Source organism: Kutzneria sp. NPDC052558 (assembly GCF_044547355.1).
GTDB lineage: Bacteria > Actinomycetota > Actinomycetes > Mycobacteriales > Pseudonocardiaceae > Kutzneria.
This window is the reverse complement of the sequence record NZ_JBIUAG010000001.1, coordinates 199,276-214,040: the sequence shown is the minus strand read 5'-3', so window position 1 is coordinate 214,040 and position 14,765 is coordinate 199,276. Positions and strand designations below refer to the sequence as shown.

The following is a 14,765-nucleotide window of genomic DNA, read 5'->3' as shown; positions in this document are numbered from 1 at the left end:
ACCCCGGCCGACCATGGAGAGGGTGACGACGTATTCGGCCGTGCGCACGACCGGCATCTACTGCCGGCCCGGCTGCGGCGCCAAACCTCTCGCGGAGAACGTCCGCACCTTCGAACTGGCCGCCTCGGCCGAGGCGGCCGGCTACCGCGCCTGCCTGCGCTGCCGGCCCTACCGCGTGGCCGGCACGGTCCCCGACGACGCGCCGGAGCTCGTTTGCCGGGCCGTTCGGCTGATCATCGACGGGATGCTGGACGGGGCGACCGAGGACGCGGTCGGGGCCCGACTGGGCCTGTCGGCCCGGCACCTGCGACGGCTGTTCCGCGACCACCTCGGCGTCACCCCGGACGGCTTCGCCCGCTCCCGCCGCGCCCACTTCGCCCGCCGGCTGCTCGACGACAGCGACCTGGGCATCGCCGAGGTGGCGTTCGCCTCCGGCTTCGGCAGCCTGCGCCAGTTCAACCGGGCCATGCGGGAGGTGTTCAAGGCCGCGCCCGGCGAGCTGCGGGCCCGCCGCCGCAAGGCCGACCGGCTGGTCGCCGACGGCGGCCTGCCGCTGCGGCTGCCGTTCGCGCCGTCCTACGACTGGCCGGCGGTGCTGGCGGAGTTGCGAGCCGGGGAGGTGCCGGGTGTGGAGTCCATTGTGGACGACACGTACCGGCGGACGATCACCCTGGACGGGGACCCGGGCCTGCTGGAGATCGGCCCGGGCGGGGCCGACCACCTGCTGCTGCGGGCTCATCTGCCGCACTGGGAGGGCGTGATCCACGTCGTCGAGCGGGCGGCGCGGCTGGTCGGGATCGACTCCGGGACGCCGGGCGCGTGGGCCCCGCTGGAGATCGCCGTCAATGCCGTCGCCGAGGACACCGCCGCGCTGGTCCGCCGGCACGGCGCCCCGGTCGCCGGGCTCGGATTCGGGCTCACACATGCCTTTCCCGCCGCCGAGCCGCTGGCCGCCGAACCGGGCGTCGTGGGCGACCTGGCCCGCGCGGTGCTGGACGGCCGGCTCCGCCTGGAGGAGGCCTCGCCGGCCGAGCTGGTGGCGGCCGGCGTGCCAGCGCCGGCCGCTCAGCGCATCGCCCGCCGGCTCACCGCAACAGGTCGTTGAGCTCCCCGTACGACAGGCCGTCGGCCAGCGAGTCGTAGGTGCCGGCGGTCACCAGCTCCCGCGCCGCCGCCGCAGCCAACCCGTACGCGGCCTGGGCGATGCCGGTGCCGACACTGATCCGCGCCACGCCCAACGCCGCCAGCTCGGCGACCGTCGGCGCGCCCGGATGCGCCATCACGTTGAGCGGCAACGGCCCGTCCACCAACACCTTGATGACTGCCGGGTCGACTACGCCCGGCACGAACAGCGAGTCCGCGCCGGCGGCCGCGTACCGCTCGGCCCGGGCCAGCGTCTCGTCCACGTCGCCCGATCCCATCAGGAAGGTGTCGGTGCGGGCGTTGATCACCAGGTCCCCGGCGCCCCGGGCCGCGGCCAGACGCTCGGCCTGGGCCGACACGTCCAGCAGCGCGCCGCCGGCGCTGTCCTCGATGTTCACCCCGAGCGCCCCGGCCGAGGCCACCTCGGCGACCGTCCACGCGACCTCGTCGGGAGTGTCGCCGTAACCGCCTTCGATGTCGGCGGACACCGGCACGGTCACCGCCCGCACGATGCGCCGCAGCGCCTCCAGCGCGACGGTCCGCCCGAGGCCGCCGGCGTCGGGCACGCCCCGCGACCACGCCACCCCGCCGCTGGTGGTGGCGATGGCCTTGGCCCCGGCGGCCTGGATGGCCGCCGCGGACGCCGGGTCCCAGGCGTTGGGCAGCACCAGCGGCCGCGGCAGCTCACGCAGCGCGTTCATCTCGACAATCCCCTTCCGGACACGTTTTCCCTGTCCAGACGAGGATTCCAAGCCACCGGCCTCAGGTCTGGCCGGATTCGGACATGATCATCCGATCCACTTGGTGGGCACGGCGTTGCAGTCGCCGCCGATCAGGCCGGCGGAGTTCACGTCGTAGGCGGCGCTGCCGGCCCGTCCGGGCAGGAAGCGCAGGTCGGTGACCGTGCCGTCGGTGTTCCAGCGGGCCCCGACCTGGTAGAAGTCGGCCGCCTGGCCGGTGCCGACGATGACGCCGGCGTCGTTGACCGCCGTGGCCCGGCTGTCGGCGTGCGGGTCGCCCAGCGCCGCCAGCTGCGTGATCTTGCCGTCGGCCGTCCACGCCACCGCGTGGCTGTGGCCGTCGGCGCCGTTGGACTGGCCGACGACCGTGCCGGCGGCGTTGATGCCGCTCGGCGTGGCGTAGCCCTTTCCGTTGCCCTGCAACGTGCCCAGGCTGGTGACGGTGCCGTCGAGGTTCCAGCGCACCGCGTCGCCGAACTCGGCCTTGCCGTCCTCGGCGCTGCCCACGATCACGCCGGCGTCGTTGATGCCGAACGCGTCGGCGCGGGTGGCCCCGGCCGCGGCGGTCAGGTCGGTGACCGTGCCGTTCGGGTCCCACCGCAGCGCGTGGTCGTCGGCGCCGACCTTGGTCCAGCCCACGATGACACCGGAGTTGTTGACGGCCAGCGCCTGCCCGCCCACCGCGCCCGCCGGCAGCGGCAGATCGGACGGCGTGCCGTCGGGCGCCCAGCGGGTCGGGTTCTGATGGCCGCCGCCGTCGTGCGCGCCGACCGCGACGCCGGCGTTGTTCATGCCCCACACGCTGCTCCAGGCCGAGCCGTAGGCAGTGCCCAGGTCGGTGATCCGGCCGCTGGCGTCCCAGCGCACGGCGTGCACCGCACCGTCGGCGGTGCGGGCCGTGCCACCGGCCTCGCCGGCGTCGTTGACCGCGCGCACCCCGCCGCCGTCGGCCGGGTTCGAGGTCAGATGCGGCAACTCCACCGGCTGCGGCTGGGTCGCGGCCGCCGCGGTGCCGGCCGCGAGGAGCGATGCGGCCAGCGCGGTGACGGCGCCGATGGACATGCTTGTGCTACGCAAAGCGAATACCCCCCAAAAGTGTCTGAACGTCGCAAAACCTATCAGGTGGTCAACGGCCTGCGACCGGCAATTCTCGGAGCATGCTGGCCACCGCCGCGGTGGTCCGCTCGACATCGCCGGTGGCCAGCAGATCCAGCAGCGCGCCCCGCAGCACTGCCAGCGCGAGCGTGCACGCCGTGGGATCCGCCCCGGTCTCGGCGAGCACGGCCAGCCAGTCCTCGACGGTGGTTCGGGCGAACCCCGCCCACGGGCCGTCGCCCGCGACCAGGGAACGGCCGTAGCCCTCCAGCCACAGCGTCAGCAGCGCCCGGTGCTCGGGCGCGGCCAGCCAGGACCACACCGCCTCGGCGACCTCGGGCAGGCCGCCGCCGCGCACCCGTTCCACCAGCGCCAGCTCGTCGGCGCGGGCCCGGGCCAGCAGCTCGCGGACCAGGCCGTCCTTGCTGCCGAACAGGAACAGCAGCACCCGGGGGCTGGATCCGATCGCCGCGGCCAGCGGGCGCAGCGACAGGTCGGCCAGGCCGTGCTCCAGGGCGTAGGCGTAGGCCTGGCGCAGCAGGTCGTCGCGTCGGTCGGTCATGGCCGCTATCGTACTGAAACAGTCGTTTCAGTGGAGGGGATCATGGACGTGCTGATCAGGCCGACCGGCCGGCCGGGCGACCTGGGGTGGATCGTGCAGGCCCACGGCGAGGTCTACGCCGCCGAGTACGGCTGGGACACCGACTTCGAGCGGCTGGTCGCCGAGATCGTCGGCGGCATCAACCCGAAGCGGGACGCCTGCTGGATCGCCGAGCTGGACGGCCGCCGCGTCGGCTGCGTGCTCTGTGTGGCTGGCGACGACGGCGAGGCGGTGCTGCGCATCCTGCTCGTGCACCCGGACGGCCGCGGCCACGGACTCGGCGGCCGTCTCGTCGACACGTGCCTGGAGCACGCCCGTGCCCAGGGCTTCCGCGGGGTGCGGCTGTGGACCAACGACTGCCTCGACGCCGCCCGGCGCCTCTACCTGGCACGCGGCTTCACCCTCGTCGACGAGAAACCCCATCGCAGCTTCGGCGCCGACCTCGTCGGCCAGACCTACCGCCTGGCCCTCGCCTAGATCAAGGGACCAAACCTCTCGTTGAACGTCATGAAGGGCCCCATCATGACGTTCAACGTCAGTATGGGGCCCTTCATGACGTCAGTCGCGGCCGCGCAGCAGGACACGGATGTCGTCGGCCTGGGTGTCCCCGAGCTCGGTGAAGATCGCCAAGGCCCGCCGACGGTGCTCGACCGCACGGTCGGCGTCGCCGGTCAGGTCGTAGGTCTGCGCGAGATTGGCCAGGGTGCGGGCCACGGCGCGTCGGTCCGCGATGCGTTCGCTCGTGGACAAGGCGTCCCGGTAGTGGCGCAGGGCGATCTCGTACTGCCCGACATCTCGGTGCACGTCGCCGAGACTGGTCAGGGTGAACTGCATGCCGGCCTGGTCGTCGATGTCTCGTTGCACGGCCAGCGCCTCCTGGAGGTGGCCGATGGCGACGGCGGGCGCGCCGAGCCGGCGGTGGGTGTCGCCGAGGTTGTTCAGGCAGATGCCCACCCCCTGCCGGTCGCCGGTTTCCCGGAACATCGGCAGGGCCCGGCCGAAACAGTCCGCCGCGGCCGGCAATCGATCCAGGTCGACGAAGGCCACGCCCAGGTTGTTGAGGTTCCACGCCTGCCCGTGCCGGTCGCCGGTCTCCTCGAGAATCGTCTGCGCCCGTCGATGGCAGTCGATGGCGATGTCGAATTCCCGGATATCGCTGTGCGCGACGCCGAGCCCGCGCCAGATGACGCCTTCCTCACGCAGTTTGCCGAGGGACCGGGTCGCTTCCAGCGCGATCCGGTAGGTGGCGATCCAGTCGTGCCAGTGGCTGCGCCGGTAGAAGAAGCTCAGCAGCACCCAGGGCAGCTGCCAGGCCACGGCCGGCAGGCCCCATCGGGCGGCGGCGCGCACCGCGGCCACGAGATTGACCCGTTCGGCCTCGAACCAGGCCAGGCCGTCATCGTGATCCCGGAACGCCGACACCACGCAGTCCGCCGGCAGCGGATGCAGGTCGATGATGCGGACCCGATGCGGATCCAGCACGCCGCGAGCCGATTCGGCAGTGTGCAGATACCACGCGAGCAGCCGTTGTACCGCCTGCTCGCGTTCGACCGTGGTTTCCTCGGCCTGCACCCGATCCCGGGCGTAGGGCCTGATGAGGTCGTGAAAGCAGTACCGGCCCGCGACGACCTGCCGCAGCAGGTGCTCGTCCAGCAGCGCCTCGAGCAGCCGTTCGGCGTGCTCCGGTCGGGTGCCGGACAGCGCGGCCGCCGACTCGGCGGTGAAGTCGGCGCCGATGTGCAGGCCGAGCAGCCGGAACAGCCGTCGCTGCTGCGCCGGCACCGCTCGATAGGACAGGTCGAAGATGGTCTGCAGGCCGTGTGTGTGCGGCGAGAGGCTGTCCAGGGTGTGCTCGTCGCGGGCCAGCCGGTCGGCCAGCTGTCGGACCGTCCACAACGGACGGCTCCGCAGTCGCCTGGCGGCCAGGGAGACCGCGATGGGCAGGCGACCGCACAACTCCACCACCGTGGCCGCGGCCTCCGGTTCGGCGGCGATCCGGCCGTCGTCGCTGATGCGAGCCAGCAGGGCGATCGCCTGACCGCCGGGCAGCACATCCAGCGGCAGGACGTGCGCGCCGTCCAGGGCGGTCAGCCGGCGGCGGCTGGTGATCAACACGACACTGCCGGCCGCGCCGGGCAGCAGCGGCCGGACCTGCTCCTCCCGGGCCGCGTTGTCCAACAGGATCAGCGCCCGCTTGCCGATGAGGCGATCCCGGTAGAGCGCGGCCCGCGACTCCAGGCCCGGCGGGATCTGGTGGCCGGGCACGCCCAGCAGCCGCAGGAAGTTCTCCAGCACGGACGCGGGGTCGGCGGGCGGGTGCTCGGGGTCGAACCCGCGCAGGTCGGTCCACAGCTGGATCTCGTCACAGCGGCCGGCGCTGATCATCTCGTGGGCGAAGTGCACCGCCAGCCGGGTCTTGCCGACGCCGGCCATGCCCTCGATCGCGGAGATCACCACCGTCGACGGCACGCCGCGGTCGTCGTCGGCGATCAGGGCGCGCAGCGTGCTCAGCTCGGTGTGCCGGCCGGTGAACTCGGTGATGTCCATCGGCAGCTGCCGCCACGCGCCGGCCGCGTCCGACCCCACCGGCCCCGTCGGCATCCGGTCCGCGCCGGCGCCGCCGGACAGGATCTCCCGCTGGAGCAGTCGCAGGCGGGGGCCGGGTTCGATGCCCAGCTCCTCGACCAGGTGCTGGCGGGCGCGGGTGAACGCGTCCAGCGCCTCGGCCTGCCGGTCGCACCGGTACAGCGCGAGCATCAGCTGCGCCCACAGCTCTTCTCGCAGCGGATTCTCGGCGAGCAGCGCCCGCAGGTCGCCGATGACCGACTGCGGCTGCCCGAGTTCGATGCGGGCCCGCGCGTGCTGCTCGACGGCGGTCAGGCGCAGCTCCATCACGCCCACGACCTTCGCCCGCAGACCCGGCGCGAGCGGCTCACCGGCGAGCGGCTGTCCGCTCCACAGGTCGAGCGCGTGGCCGAGATGTGTCGCCGCGGCCGCGAAGTCGCGGTGCTGCAGCGCCAGCTCACCCTGCCCGGCGAGATCGCGGAACACCTGAAGGTCCAGCTCCGACGGCCGCACGGTCAACAGGTATCCGCCGGAGCCGGTGACCAGACGGGAGTCGGGTTCACCGCAGTCGCGAAATGTCCGCCGCAATTGGGAGACATAGGTGCGGATATTCGATTTCGACGCGGCCTGCGGCCTCTCCCACACCGATGCGGCCAGATAGTCGACCGAGGCGACGGAGTTGGCGTGGAACAGCAGGGCGGCGAGCACCGCGCGCTGCCGGCGGCCGCCTGTCGCAACCGGCTCGCCCGTGTGACACACCTTCATCGGGCCAAGGAGTCGAAACTCCAAGCTGATCCCCCCAATTCGGACGTGGCCCGCCCAGTGTGCCCAGTCCCGCGAGCGTTCCTCTAGCGCTGCTCGGGCCATCCCTGTGCGCCCGTCTGTGCGCCGTCTGTGCCGGACCTGTGCACCGTCCGCCGAGGCTGAGTGCCTCGTTGTTTTCCCAGGGGAGGATTTATTGTGAGCCACCGACTGAAGGCGATTCTGGCGGGAGCGGCACTGGCCGGGGCGGGACTGCTGCCGGCCACCGCCGCGCACGCCGAACCCCGCCCGGCGAGTGTCCTGGCCTGCTATGACCACGCGCACTCCTACTCCAAGCCCTCGGGCAGCTTCGCCTACCCGACCGGCGCCGGCTACCTCACGACCACCAGTGCCTGCTCCGACATCAACCTCAGACCGAACACCAACCGCTATGTCCGGGTGTGCTTCCTGCCGGACGCGGGCGGCTACTACTGCCAGAGCTCCTACAAGCTCGCCACCGGCGGGCAATGGAACGTGATCGCGACCAACGTCGCCAACAGCACCGACTTCTGGTTCGACTTCCGGTCCGACGCCCAGTCCAGCGGGAGCTGGGCCGCCTGACCCATCCGGGGGCGCAGGTCGACGGGCGGGTCAGGCGGCCCGCCCGTCGACGGCCGCCCTTCGGCTCTTGTCTAGACCAATCAAGTGGCCGTAGCGTCCCGCTGACATCGATGTCAGCGAAGGCGGTGACGGATGAGACCCCCTGCACTCATCGTTTCGGTCCTGTTAGCCCTGTCCGTGCTGGTCGCGGCGCCGGCGACGGCGAGCGCCGACCCGGTCGGCTCGGTCAACCCGTTCGTCGGCACGCAGAACAACCCCAGCGCCAGCTACCCGCCGTTCGGCAAGGGCTACGGCAACACCTTCCCCGGCGCGACCACGCCGTTCGGCATGGTCCAGTTCAGCCCCGACACCTACAACACCGCGTCGGGCGCGGACAACTGGGGCGGCTACGAGTACCCGGCCAACCAGATCCGCGGCTTCAGCCTCACCCACCTCGACGGCACCGGCTGCGAGGGCTCGTTCGGCTTCCACGACCTGCCGTTCATGCCGTACACGGGCGCGTTGACCAGCAGCGGCGCGCTGCCGTCCTCCCCCGCGACCAACGCCGCCGCCTACAGGCAGGGCTTCAGCCACAGCACCGAGACCGCCAGCCCCGGCCGCTACGGCGTGACCCTGGCCAACGGGGCCAAGGTGGAGCTGACCGCGACCGCCCGCACCGGCATGGCCCGCTTCACCTTCCCGGCCGGCAGCCCCGCCACGGTGCTGATCAACGCCGGCGGCTCGGCCAACGGCACCAGCGCCTCGTCGGTGTCGATCAGCGGCAACACCGTCACCGGCTCGGCCCGCACCACCGGCACCTGCGGCGGCGGCAGCTACACCGTGTACTTCTCGGCCCGCTTCGACCAGGCCGTCAGCAACTACGGCACCTGGAACGGCGGCACTGTCACCGCCCGCGGCGCCTCGGCGTCGGGCACGACCACCGGCACCTACCTGACCTTCCCGGCCGGTTCCACCGTCACCGTCCGGGTCGGACTGTCGTACGTGCGCACCGGCAACGCCACGGCCAACGTCGCCGCCGAGAACCCGTCGGCCAGCTTCGACACCGTGGCCGCCAACGCCGCCAGCGTGTGGGCGGCCAAGCTCGGCGCGGTCCGCACCACCGGCGGCTCGGCGACCCAGCAGAGCGTCTTCTACACCGCGCTCTACCACGCCCTGCTGCACCCCAACATCTTCGACGACAGCAACGGCGAGTACCTCGGCATGGACGGCGCCACCCACACCGTCGCCGCCGGCCACCACCAGTACGCCAACTTCTCCGGCTGGGACGTCTACCGCTCCGAGGTCCAGCTGATCACCCTGCTGTTCCCCGGCGTCGGCTCCGACATGGCCCAGTCCCTGGTCAACGACGCCAACCAGGCCGGCAGCTGGTACAACTGGCCGTACGCCAACGTGGCCGTCAACATCATGAACGGCGACTCGCTACAGTCGGTGGTCTCCAGCATCTACTCCTTCGGCGGCACGAACTTCGACGCCGCCGGCGCCCTGTCCAGCATGGTCGCCACCCAGTCCCTGCCGGCCACGCGGACCATCCGCGGCGGCCTCTACGAGTACGCCGGCACCGGCTACATCCCGCGCGGCACCGGCAACGTGTGGGGCCCGGCGGCCACCACGCTCGAGTACGCCATCGACGACTTCGGCATCGCCCAGCTGGCCGGCCGACTCGGCGACACCGCGAACTACGCCGCCTTCATGCAGCGGGCCCAGAACTGGCAGAACCTGTTCAGCCCGGCCACCAAGTCGATCACGCCCCGCTACCAGAACGGCCAGTTCGCCACCGACTACAACCTCAACACCGACAACAACGACCAGTACGTGGAGGGCACCGGCACCCAGTACAGCTGGATGGTGCCGCAGAACATCGCCGCGCTGGTGGCCAAGATGGGCGGCAACGCGGCCGTGAGCTCGCGGCTGGACACCTTCTTCAGCCAGCTCAACGCCGGCGTGGTCAACGGCGCCTACGCCTGGCTGACCAACGAGCCGACCATCGGCACGCCCTACCTGTACGACTTCGTCGGCGCGCCGAGCAAGACCCAGGCCCTGGTCCGCCGGGTGCTGTCCAGCCTGTTCACCAACGCCCCCACCGGGTTGCTGGGCAACGACGACCTCGGCGAGCTGTCGGCCAGCTATGTCTGGGGCGCGCTGGGCCTGTACCCGTCGATCACCGGCCGGGCCGAGCTGACGGTGGCCAGCCCGATCTTCACCCAGGCCGTGATCACCCGCGACAACGGCCGGGTGCTCACGATCAACGCACCGTCCACTTCGGACAGCAACCAGTACGTGTCGGCGCTGTCGGTCAACGGGGTCGGGCAGACCCGCACCTGGCTGCCGGAGTCGTTCGTGACGAGCGGCGGCACCGTCGACTTCACCATGACCGGCTCGCCCACCTCGTGGGGCAGCGGGGCCGGCGACGCGCCGCCGTCGTTCTCCGACGGGCAGAACGGCTTCAACAACATCGGGGCCTCCGCCGACGGCAGCCCCACCACCGCCAACCTCGACTCGTCCGGCCACAGCTACTCGGTTCAGGCCCTGGCCGCCGCCGGTATCAACCCCGGCAGCGCGGTCAGCGCCAACGGGATGAGCTTCACCTGGCCGTCGGCGGCCGCCGGCAAGCCGAACAACTGGCTGGTCAACGGGCAGGTGATCGACCTGGGCGGACGGTCGGCGTCGCGGATCTCGTTCCTCGGCTCGGCCAGCAACGGCCCGGCCACCGGCGCCGCGACCGTCACCTACACCGACGGCACCACCTCATCGGTGTCGATCACCATGACCGACTGGGCCGTCGCCACACCCCAGGCCGGCAACACCGTGGCCGCGACCCTGGCCCACTGGAACGCCACCGACGGCTCCAGCCTGCGGACCTACCTGTTCGCCACCACGCCCGCGGCGCTGACCGCCGGCAAGCAGGTCCGCAGCGTCACCCTGCCGGCCTCGACCAACCAGGGGGCGATGCACATCTTCGCCGTGTCGGCCTCCTGAATAATGGATCAGTGCGGTTCGGCGTGCTGGGTTCGACCCTGATGTGGTCCGCCGACGGGGAGCAGCTGCCCGTCGGCGGACCCCGGGTGCGGGCCCTGCTGACCCTGCTGGCGTTGGACGCCGGTCAGATCGTCACCACCGAGCGGCTCATCGACGGCCTGTACGGGGACGAGCCGCCGGCCAACGCCCTCAACGCCTTGCAGGCCCAGGTGTCCCGGCTGCGCCGGGTCGTGCCGGGCGGCGAGATCGAGGCCCACCCGACCGGCTACCGACTGGCCGTGCCGTCCATCGAGGTCGACGCCCACGTGTTCGCGCAGCTCGCGGCGGACGGCCGGCACGCCCTGTCCGGCGGCGATCACCCGCGGGCGGCCAAGCTGCTGCGGGAGGCTCTGGCCCTGTGGCGGGGGCCGGCGCTGGCTGACGCGCCGTCGGAGGAGGGCGCCCGGCTCGATGAACTGCGGATCACCGCCACCGAGGACCTGCTGGAGGCGTCGCTGGACGACGTCACCACCGTGCCCGAGCTGCGACAGCTCATCGCTCGGCACCCGCTGCGGGAACGGCCGCGGGCGCTGCTCATGCGGGCCCTGCACTCCAGTGGACGGTCGGCCGAGGCGCTGGAGGTGTTCGAGGACGCCCGCGCGTTGCTGGCCGAGGAGCTCGGCGTCGATCCCTCGCCGGAGCTGGCCTCCATGCACCTGGCGGTGCTGCGCGCCGAGCCCACCAGACCCCGCCGCCGACTGCCGGCCCAGCTGACCAGCTTCGTCGGCCGTGCCGACGAACGGAACCAAGTCGCCGCGCTGCTCGACGCCGCCCGGCTCGTGACGCTGCTCGGACCTGGTGGCGCGGGCAAGACCCGGTTGGCCGTCGAGGCGGCTGGGATCGTGGACGGCGAGGTCTGCTTCGTCGATCTGGCCGCACTGGCTGCCGGCGACCAGGTCGCGCACGCCGTTGTCGCCGCGCTTGGGCTGCGCGACGCCGGGCTGCACTCGACCGTTCCCAGCGGCGACATCGTCGAGCGCCTCGTCGGCGCGCTGGAGGACCGGTCGCTGCTGCTGGTCGTGGACAACTGCGAGCACGTCATCGCCGAAGTCGCCGCGCTCCTGCACACGCTGCTGGCCGCGTGCCCGCAGTTGCGGGTGCTGGCCACCAGCCGCGAGGCGCTGGGCATCACCGGCGAGACCATCCACCCCGTCACCCGGCTCAGCGCCTCCGCCGCCCGCACGCTGTTCGCCGACCGGGCGCGGGCCGTGCGCCCCGACTTCGTGCTGGACGAGCCTCTAGTCGACCGGATCTGCGCCGGGCTGGACGGGCTGCCCCTGGCCATCGAGCTCGCCGCCGCGCGGCTGCGGACCCTGTCCCTGGCCGACATCGACGCCCGGCTGGACGACCGGTTCCGGCTGCTGTCCCGCGGCGACCGCACCAAGGCGCAACGGCACCAGACCCTGCACGCCGTCGTCGGCTGGAGCTGGGACCTGCTCAGCCCCGACGAGCAGGCCGCCGCCCGGCGGCTGACCGTCTTCGTCGGCGGAGCCAGCCTCGCCGCCGCCGAACGCGTCTGCGCGCTGCCCGACACCCTCGACCTGCTGGCCGACCTCGTGGACAAGTCCCTGGTCGAGGTGGCCGACGGCCGGTATCGGATGCTCGACACCATCCATGCCTTCTGCGCCGAACACCTGACGACCGCGGAGGAGACGGCGGCTCGGGACGCCCACCTCGCGTACTTCCTGGAGCTGGCCCAGACCGCCGAGCCCCACCTGCGCGAGGCCGAGCAGTTGGGCTGGCTCGCGCTGCTCAACACCGAGCACCCCAACCTGCTCGCCGCCCTTCGCCGGGCCGTGCAGACCGACCCATCGGCCGCGCTGCGGCTGGCCGGCGAGCTCGCCTCGTACTGGTATCTGCGTGGGCTACGGGCCGAGGTCGCCCCCATCGCCACCTCGCTGCTCGACGTCATCGGCACCACGCCGCCGGCGGAGCTGTCCGAGGAGTACGTGCTCTGTGTGCTCAACGCCGCCCTCGTGCACGGCGCCACCGCCGCCTGGCTCCAGCCGCACATGGCCGCCGCGCGCCGGATCGTCTCCGTGCAGACCACTCCGCCTCGGCTGCCCGCCATCCTCGTGCTGTGGGCCTTGACCGTCGGGCCCCTCGACTTGCGCCCGCCCGAGAGCTACTTCGACGACTCCGGCTGGCTGCGGGCCCTTCGGGACTTCTCCCTCGGCTGGAACGGCCTGTTCGCCGGCGACATCCCCGCGGCTTTGTCGGCCTTCGAACGTTCCCTGGCCTCGTACCGGGCGGTCGGCGACCGCTGGGGCATCTCCAACGCCGTCGACTCGCTGGCCATGCTTGCCCAGTGGCGGGGCTCCTTCGACGAGGCCCTCCGCCTCACCGACGAGGCCATCGCCCTCGTCTCCGAGCTCGGGGCCTTGGAGGACATGGCCGACCTCACCTGCCGCCGCGCCTCCCGTCTGCTCCGCTCCGGCGACCTTCCCGGCGCCCTTGCCGACTACACCCGGGCCGAGGCCCTCGCCCGCCGCACCGGCATCCCCGAGACCATCGCCGCCGCCCACCTCGGCCTCGGCGACATCGCCCGCCTCACCGGTGACGCCGTCGCAGCCCGCCGCCACTACGACCTCGCCCTCGGTGCGTCCCTCGCCTCCACCGTCGGGGCTTCCGGCGTCCACTGCGCCGTGCTCGTCGGGCTCGCCCACCTCGACCCTTCCCGCATCCCTTCCCTGCGGGCCCAACTCCTCGCCGCCGCCCCCGGCCTCCTCCTGGCCGCCGCCGACATCGCCGAGGGCCTCGCCACCCTCGCCGCTCTGGAAGGCGACCGCCCCCAGGCCGCCCTCCTGCTCGCCGCCTCCGTCGTCATCCGCGGCACCGAGCCCGTCGCCGACACCCACATCGCCCGCATCCGCGCCCTCATCGGCCCCTCCCACGACGCCGACCACCGCCGTGGGCTCGCCTTGTCCCGCGCCGAAGCCCTCACCCTCGCCGGCGTCCAATCCAGCTGACCAGCCCGTTCGTCCCGCGAAGACCTCGACTCCGCCTGAGACCGCACGTTCGCGGGCTTCGACCTCACCGGTTGGGGTCCTTGGCGCGCTCGGCGCGGTATCGGCGGCGCACATCGGTCTGGACGGCCCTCGACAGCCGGTCCAACGCCTGGTGTGCGATCTCCACATCGTCACGGTCCTCAAGCGCGCCGAAGAACAGCGCCGCTGCGCCCGGCGCCTGGTTGGCGGCCGGCGCGTGGATGTCGATGAAGTGGAGCAGGTCGTCCTTGGCCCGCAGGCCCGCGCTGGTGAACTGGTCAGCCGCTCGCCGCTGGGCCTGGAACCGGGACGCTTCGTGGCCTGGATCGATGGGAGCCCAGTTCGCATTGGCCAGGTTGGATGCGGCGAGATGGGAGGCGTACGCGGCGTAGGCGTCGGCCATGTCCTGGCACAGCGGGTACCACTGCTCCATCGCCGCGGTGGTGCGGACCTTGATCCACTCCGCGTCCACCAGCCAGTTGTAGACGATGGCGATGGTCAGGAAGCCCCCACAGAACCCGATCACGGCGGAGAGCAGGTTGACGCTGATCGGGTGGTTCTGCAACCAGGCCAGCTGCCACTCCTCCAGGTACATGCCGACGGAGAAGAACACCACGAGGCCAACCGCCAGCAGAATCAGGAAACTTCTCGGCGCCCGCTGGGTCATGACGTGATGATGCCGCCGGTTAGAGCCGGTCGAAAGGCTCGGCGTAGGCGAAGGCGCCCCGTAGGGCGGGGGTGTAGGTCGCCAGGGTGCGGACCTGGAAGTGGGGTTGCCAGGCGGGGTCGGGCGGGAGGATGCCGTGGACGTCGCTGAGCACGAACCCGAAGCGGTGGTAGTAGCCAGGATCGCCGAGCAGGGCGACGAGGGGCTCGGACAGGGCGTCGGCGGCGCCGAGGACGGTGTGCATGAGGGCGCTGCCGACACCACGGGTGTGGTGGTCGGGATGGACGCTGAGGGGACCGAGGCCGAGGACGGGCGCGGCGGCGATGTGGCCACGGGTGCAGACGACGTGGCCGATGACGGCGTCGGACGAGTCGACGGCGACGAGGGAAAGTGCTGGTAGCCAGCCCGCGCAGGCCCGGAGCTCGTCGACCAGAGGGGCCTCCAGGGGCGAGGGGGCGAAGGCGGCGGCGGTGACGGCGCGAATGGCGTCGACGTCGGCGGGGGTCTCGCGGCGGATCAGCACGAGGACCAGGTCTAACCAGCGGAGACGATCGGGGCAACCGGAATACGGGCCTTGACAAGAAAAGTTG

11 protein-coding genes are annotated in these 14,765 nt (G+C 72.2%); 5 read left to right on the top strand and 6 right to left on the bottom strand.

Annotated features, from left to right (window positions below):
* Window positions 1–22 precede the first annotated feature (22 nt).
* Window positions 23–1,105: a helix-turn-helix domain-containing protein gene (locus ACIG5F_RS01010; RefSeq protein WP_396515288.1), complete on the top strand. Its 1,083-nt coding sequence runs from the start codon at window positions 23–25 to the stop codon at window positions 1,103–1,105.
* Here ACIG5F_RS01010 and ACIG5F_RS01005 read toward each other — a convergent pair.
* The 3 genes from ACIG5F_RS01005 to ACIG5F_RS00995 all read right to left on the bottom strand — a co-directional run bounded on the left by ACIG5F_RS01005 (window position 1,086) and on the right by ACIG5F_RS00995 (window position 3,540).
* Window positions 1,086–1,844, bottom strand: a complete 759-nt coding sequence (locus ACIG5F_RS01005; protein WP_396515286.1) for an isocitrate lyase/phosphoenolpyruvate mutase family protein — start codon at window positions 1,842–1,844, stop codon at window positions 1,086–1,088. The genes ACIG5F_RS01010 and ACIG5F_RS01005 overlap by 20 nt on opposite strands.
* 87 nt (window positions 1,845–1,931) lie before the next feature.
* Window positions 1,932–2,960, bottom strand: a complete 1,029-nt coding sequence (locus ACIG5F_RS01000) for a hypothetical protein (protein ID WP_396515284.1) — start codon at window positions 2,958–2,960, stop codon at window positions 1,932–1,934.
* A gap of 49 nt (window positions 2,961–3,009) precedes the next feature.
* Complete coding sequence (locus tag ACIG5F_RS00995) at window positions 3,010–3,540, bottom strand: TetR/AcrR family transcriptional regulator (RefSeq protein WP_396515282.1); 531 nt, start codon at window positions 3,538–3,540, stop codon at window positions 3,010–3,012.
* A 42-nt stretch (window positions 3,541–3,582) separates the two neighbouring features.
* Here ACIG5F_RS00995 and ACIG5F_RS00990 point away from each other — a divergent pair, with 42 nt between their 5' ends.
* Window positions 3,583–4,056, top strand: coding sequence for a GNAT family N-acetyltransferase (locus ACIG5F_RS00990; protein ID WP_396515280.1), 474 nt, complete (start codon window positions 3,583–3,585; stop codon window positions 4,054–4,056).
* Window positions 4,057–4,137: 81 nt separating this feature from the next.
* Here the strand turns inward: ACIG5F_RS00990 and ACIG5F_RS00985 are convergent, their stop codons facing one another.
* Window positions 4,138–6,909, bottom strand: coding sequence for an AfsR/SARP family transcriptional regulator (locus ACIG5F_RS00985; RefSeq protein WP_396515278.1), 2,772 nt, complete (start codon window positions 6,907–6,909; stop codon window positions 4,138–4,140).
* A 195-nt stretch (window positions 6,910–7,104) separates the two neighbouring features.
* On the opposite strand from ACIG5F_RS00985, the gene ACIG5F_RS00980 reads away from it, so the two are divergent.
* The 3 genes from ACIG5F_RS00980 to ACIG5F_RS00970 all read left to right on the top strand — a co-directional run bounded on the left by ACIG5F_RS00980 (window position 7,105) and on the right by ACIG5F_RS00970 (window position 13,490).
* On the top strand, window positions 7,105–7,506 hold the full coding sequence (locus tag ACIG5F_RS00980; protein WP_396515276.1) for a hypothetical protein: 402 nt from the start codon (window positions 7,105–7,107) through the stop codon (window positions 7,504–7,506).
* A 132-nt stretch (window positions 7,507–7,638) separates the two neighbouring features.
* Entirely contained in the window at window positions 7,639–10,482 is a 2,844-nt protein-coding gene (locus ACIG5F_RS00975; protein ID WP_396515274.1) for a GH92 family glycosyl hydrolase, read from the top strand.
* An 11-nt stretch (window positions 10,483–10,493) separates the two neighbouring features.
* On the top strand, window positions 10,494–13,490 hold the full coding sequence (locus ACIG5F_RS00970; protein WP_396515272.1) for a BTAD domain-containing putative transcriptional regulator: 2,997 nt from the start codon (window positions 10,494–10,496) through the stop codon (window positions 13,488–13,490).
* A gap of 64 nt (window positions 13,491–13,554) precedes the next feature.
* Here the strand turns inward: ACIG5F_RS00970 and ACIG5F_RS00965 are convergent, their stop codons facing one another.
* Together ACIG5F_RS00965 and ACIG5F_RS00960 are read right to left on the bottom strand one after the other, a co-directional pair.
* Window positions 13,555–14,175, bottom strand: coding sequence for a hypothetical protein (locus ACIG5F_RS00965; protein ID WP_396515270.1), 621 nt, complete (start codon window positions 14,173–14,175; stop codon window positions 13,555–13,557).
* A 19-nt stretch (window positions 14,176–14,194) separates the two neighbouring features.
* Window positions 14,195–14,698 carry a GNAT family N-acetyltransferase gene (locus ACIG5F_RS00960; RefSeq protein WP_396515268.1) on the bottom strand — a complete coding sequence of 168 codons (504 nt, stop codon included), beginning with the start codon at window positions 14,696–14,698 and terminating at the stop codon, window positions 14,195–14,197.
* Window positions 14,699–14,765 lie beyond the last annotated feature (67 nt).

What these genes read in the sequence shown, in the direction of transcription:
- ACIG5F_RS01005 (WP_396515286.1), bottom strand. Translation starts at nt 1,844, where the DNA reads ATGAACGCGCTGCGTGAGCTGCCGCGGCCGCTGGTGCTGCCCAACGCC.
- ACIG5F_RS00995 (WP_396515282.1), bottom strand. Translation starts at nt 3,540, where the DNA reads ATGACCGACCGACGCGACGACCTGCTGCGCCAGGCCTACGCCTACGCC.
- ACIG5F_RS00990 (WP_396515280.1), top strand. Translation starts at nt 3,583, where the DNA reads ATGGACGTGCTGATCAGGCCGACCGGCCGGCCGGGCGACCTGGGGTGG.
- ACIG5F_RS00985 (WP_396515278.1), bottom strand. Translation starts at nt 6,909, where the DNA reads ATGAAGGTGTGTCACACGGGCGAGCCGGTTGCGACAGGCGGCCGCCGG.
- ACIG5F_RS00975 (WP_396515274.1), top strand. Translation starts at nt 7,639, where the DNA reads ATGAGACCCCCTGCACTCATCGTTTCGGTCCTGTTAGCCCTGTCCGTG.
- ACIG5F_RS00965 (WP_396515270.1), bottom strand. Translation starts at nt 14,175, where the DNA reads ATGACCCAGCGGGCGCCGAGAAGTTTCCTGATTCTGCTGGCGGTTGGC.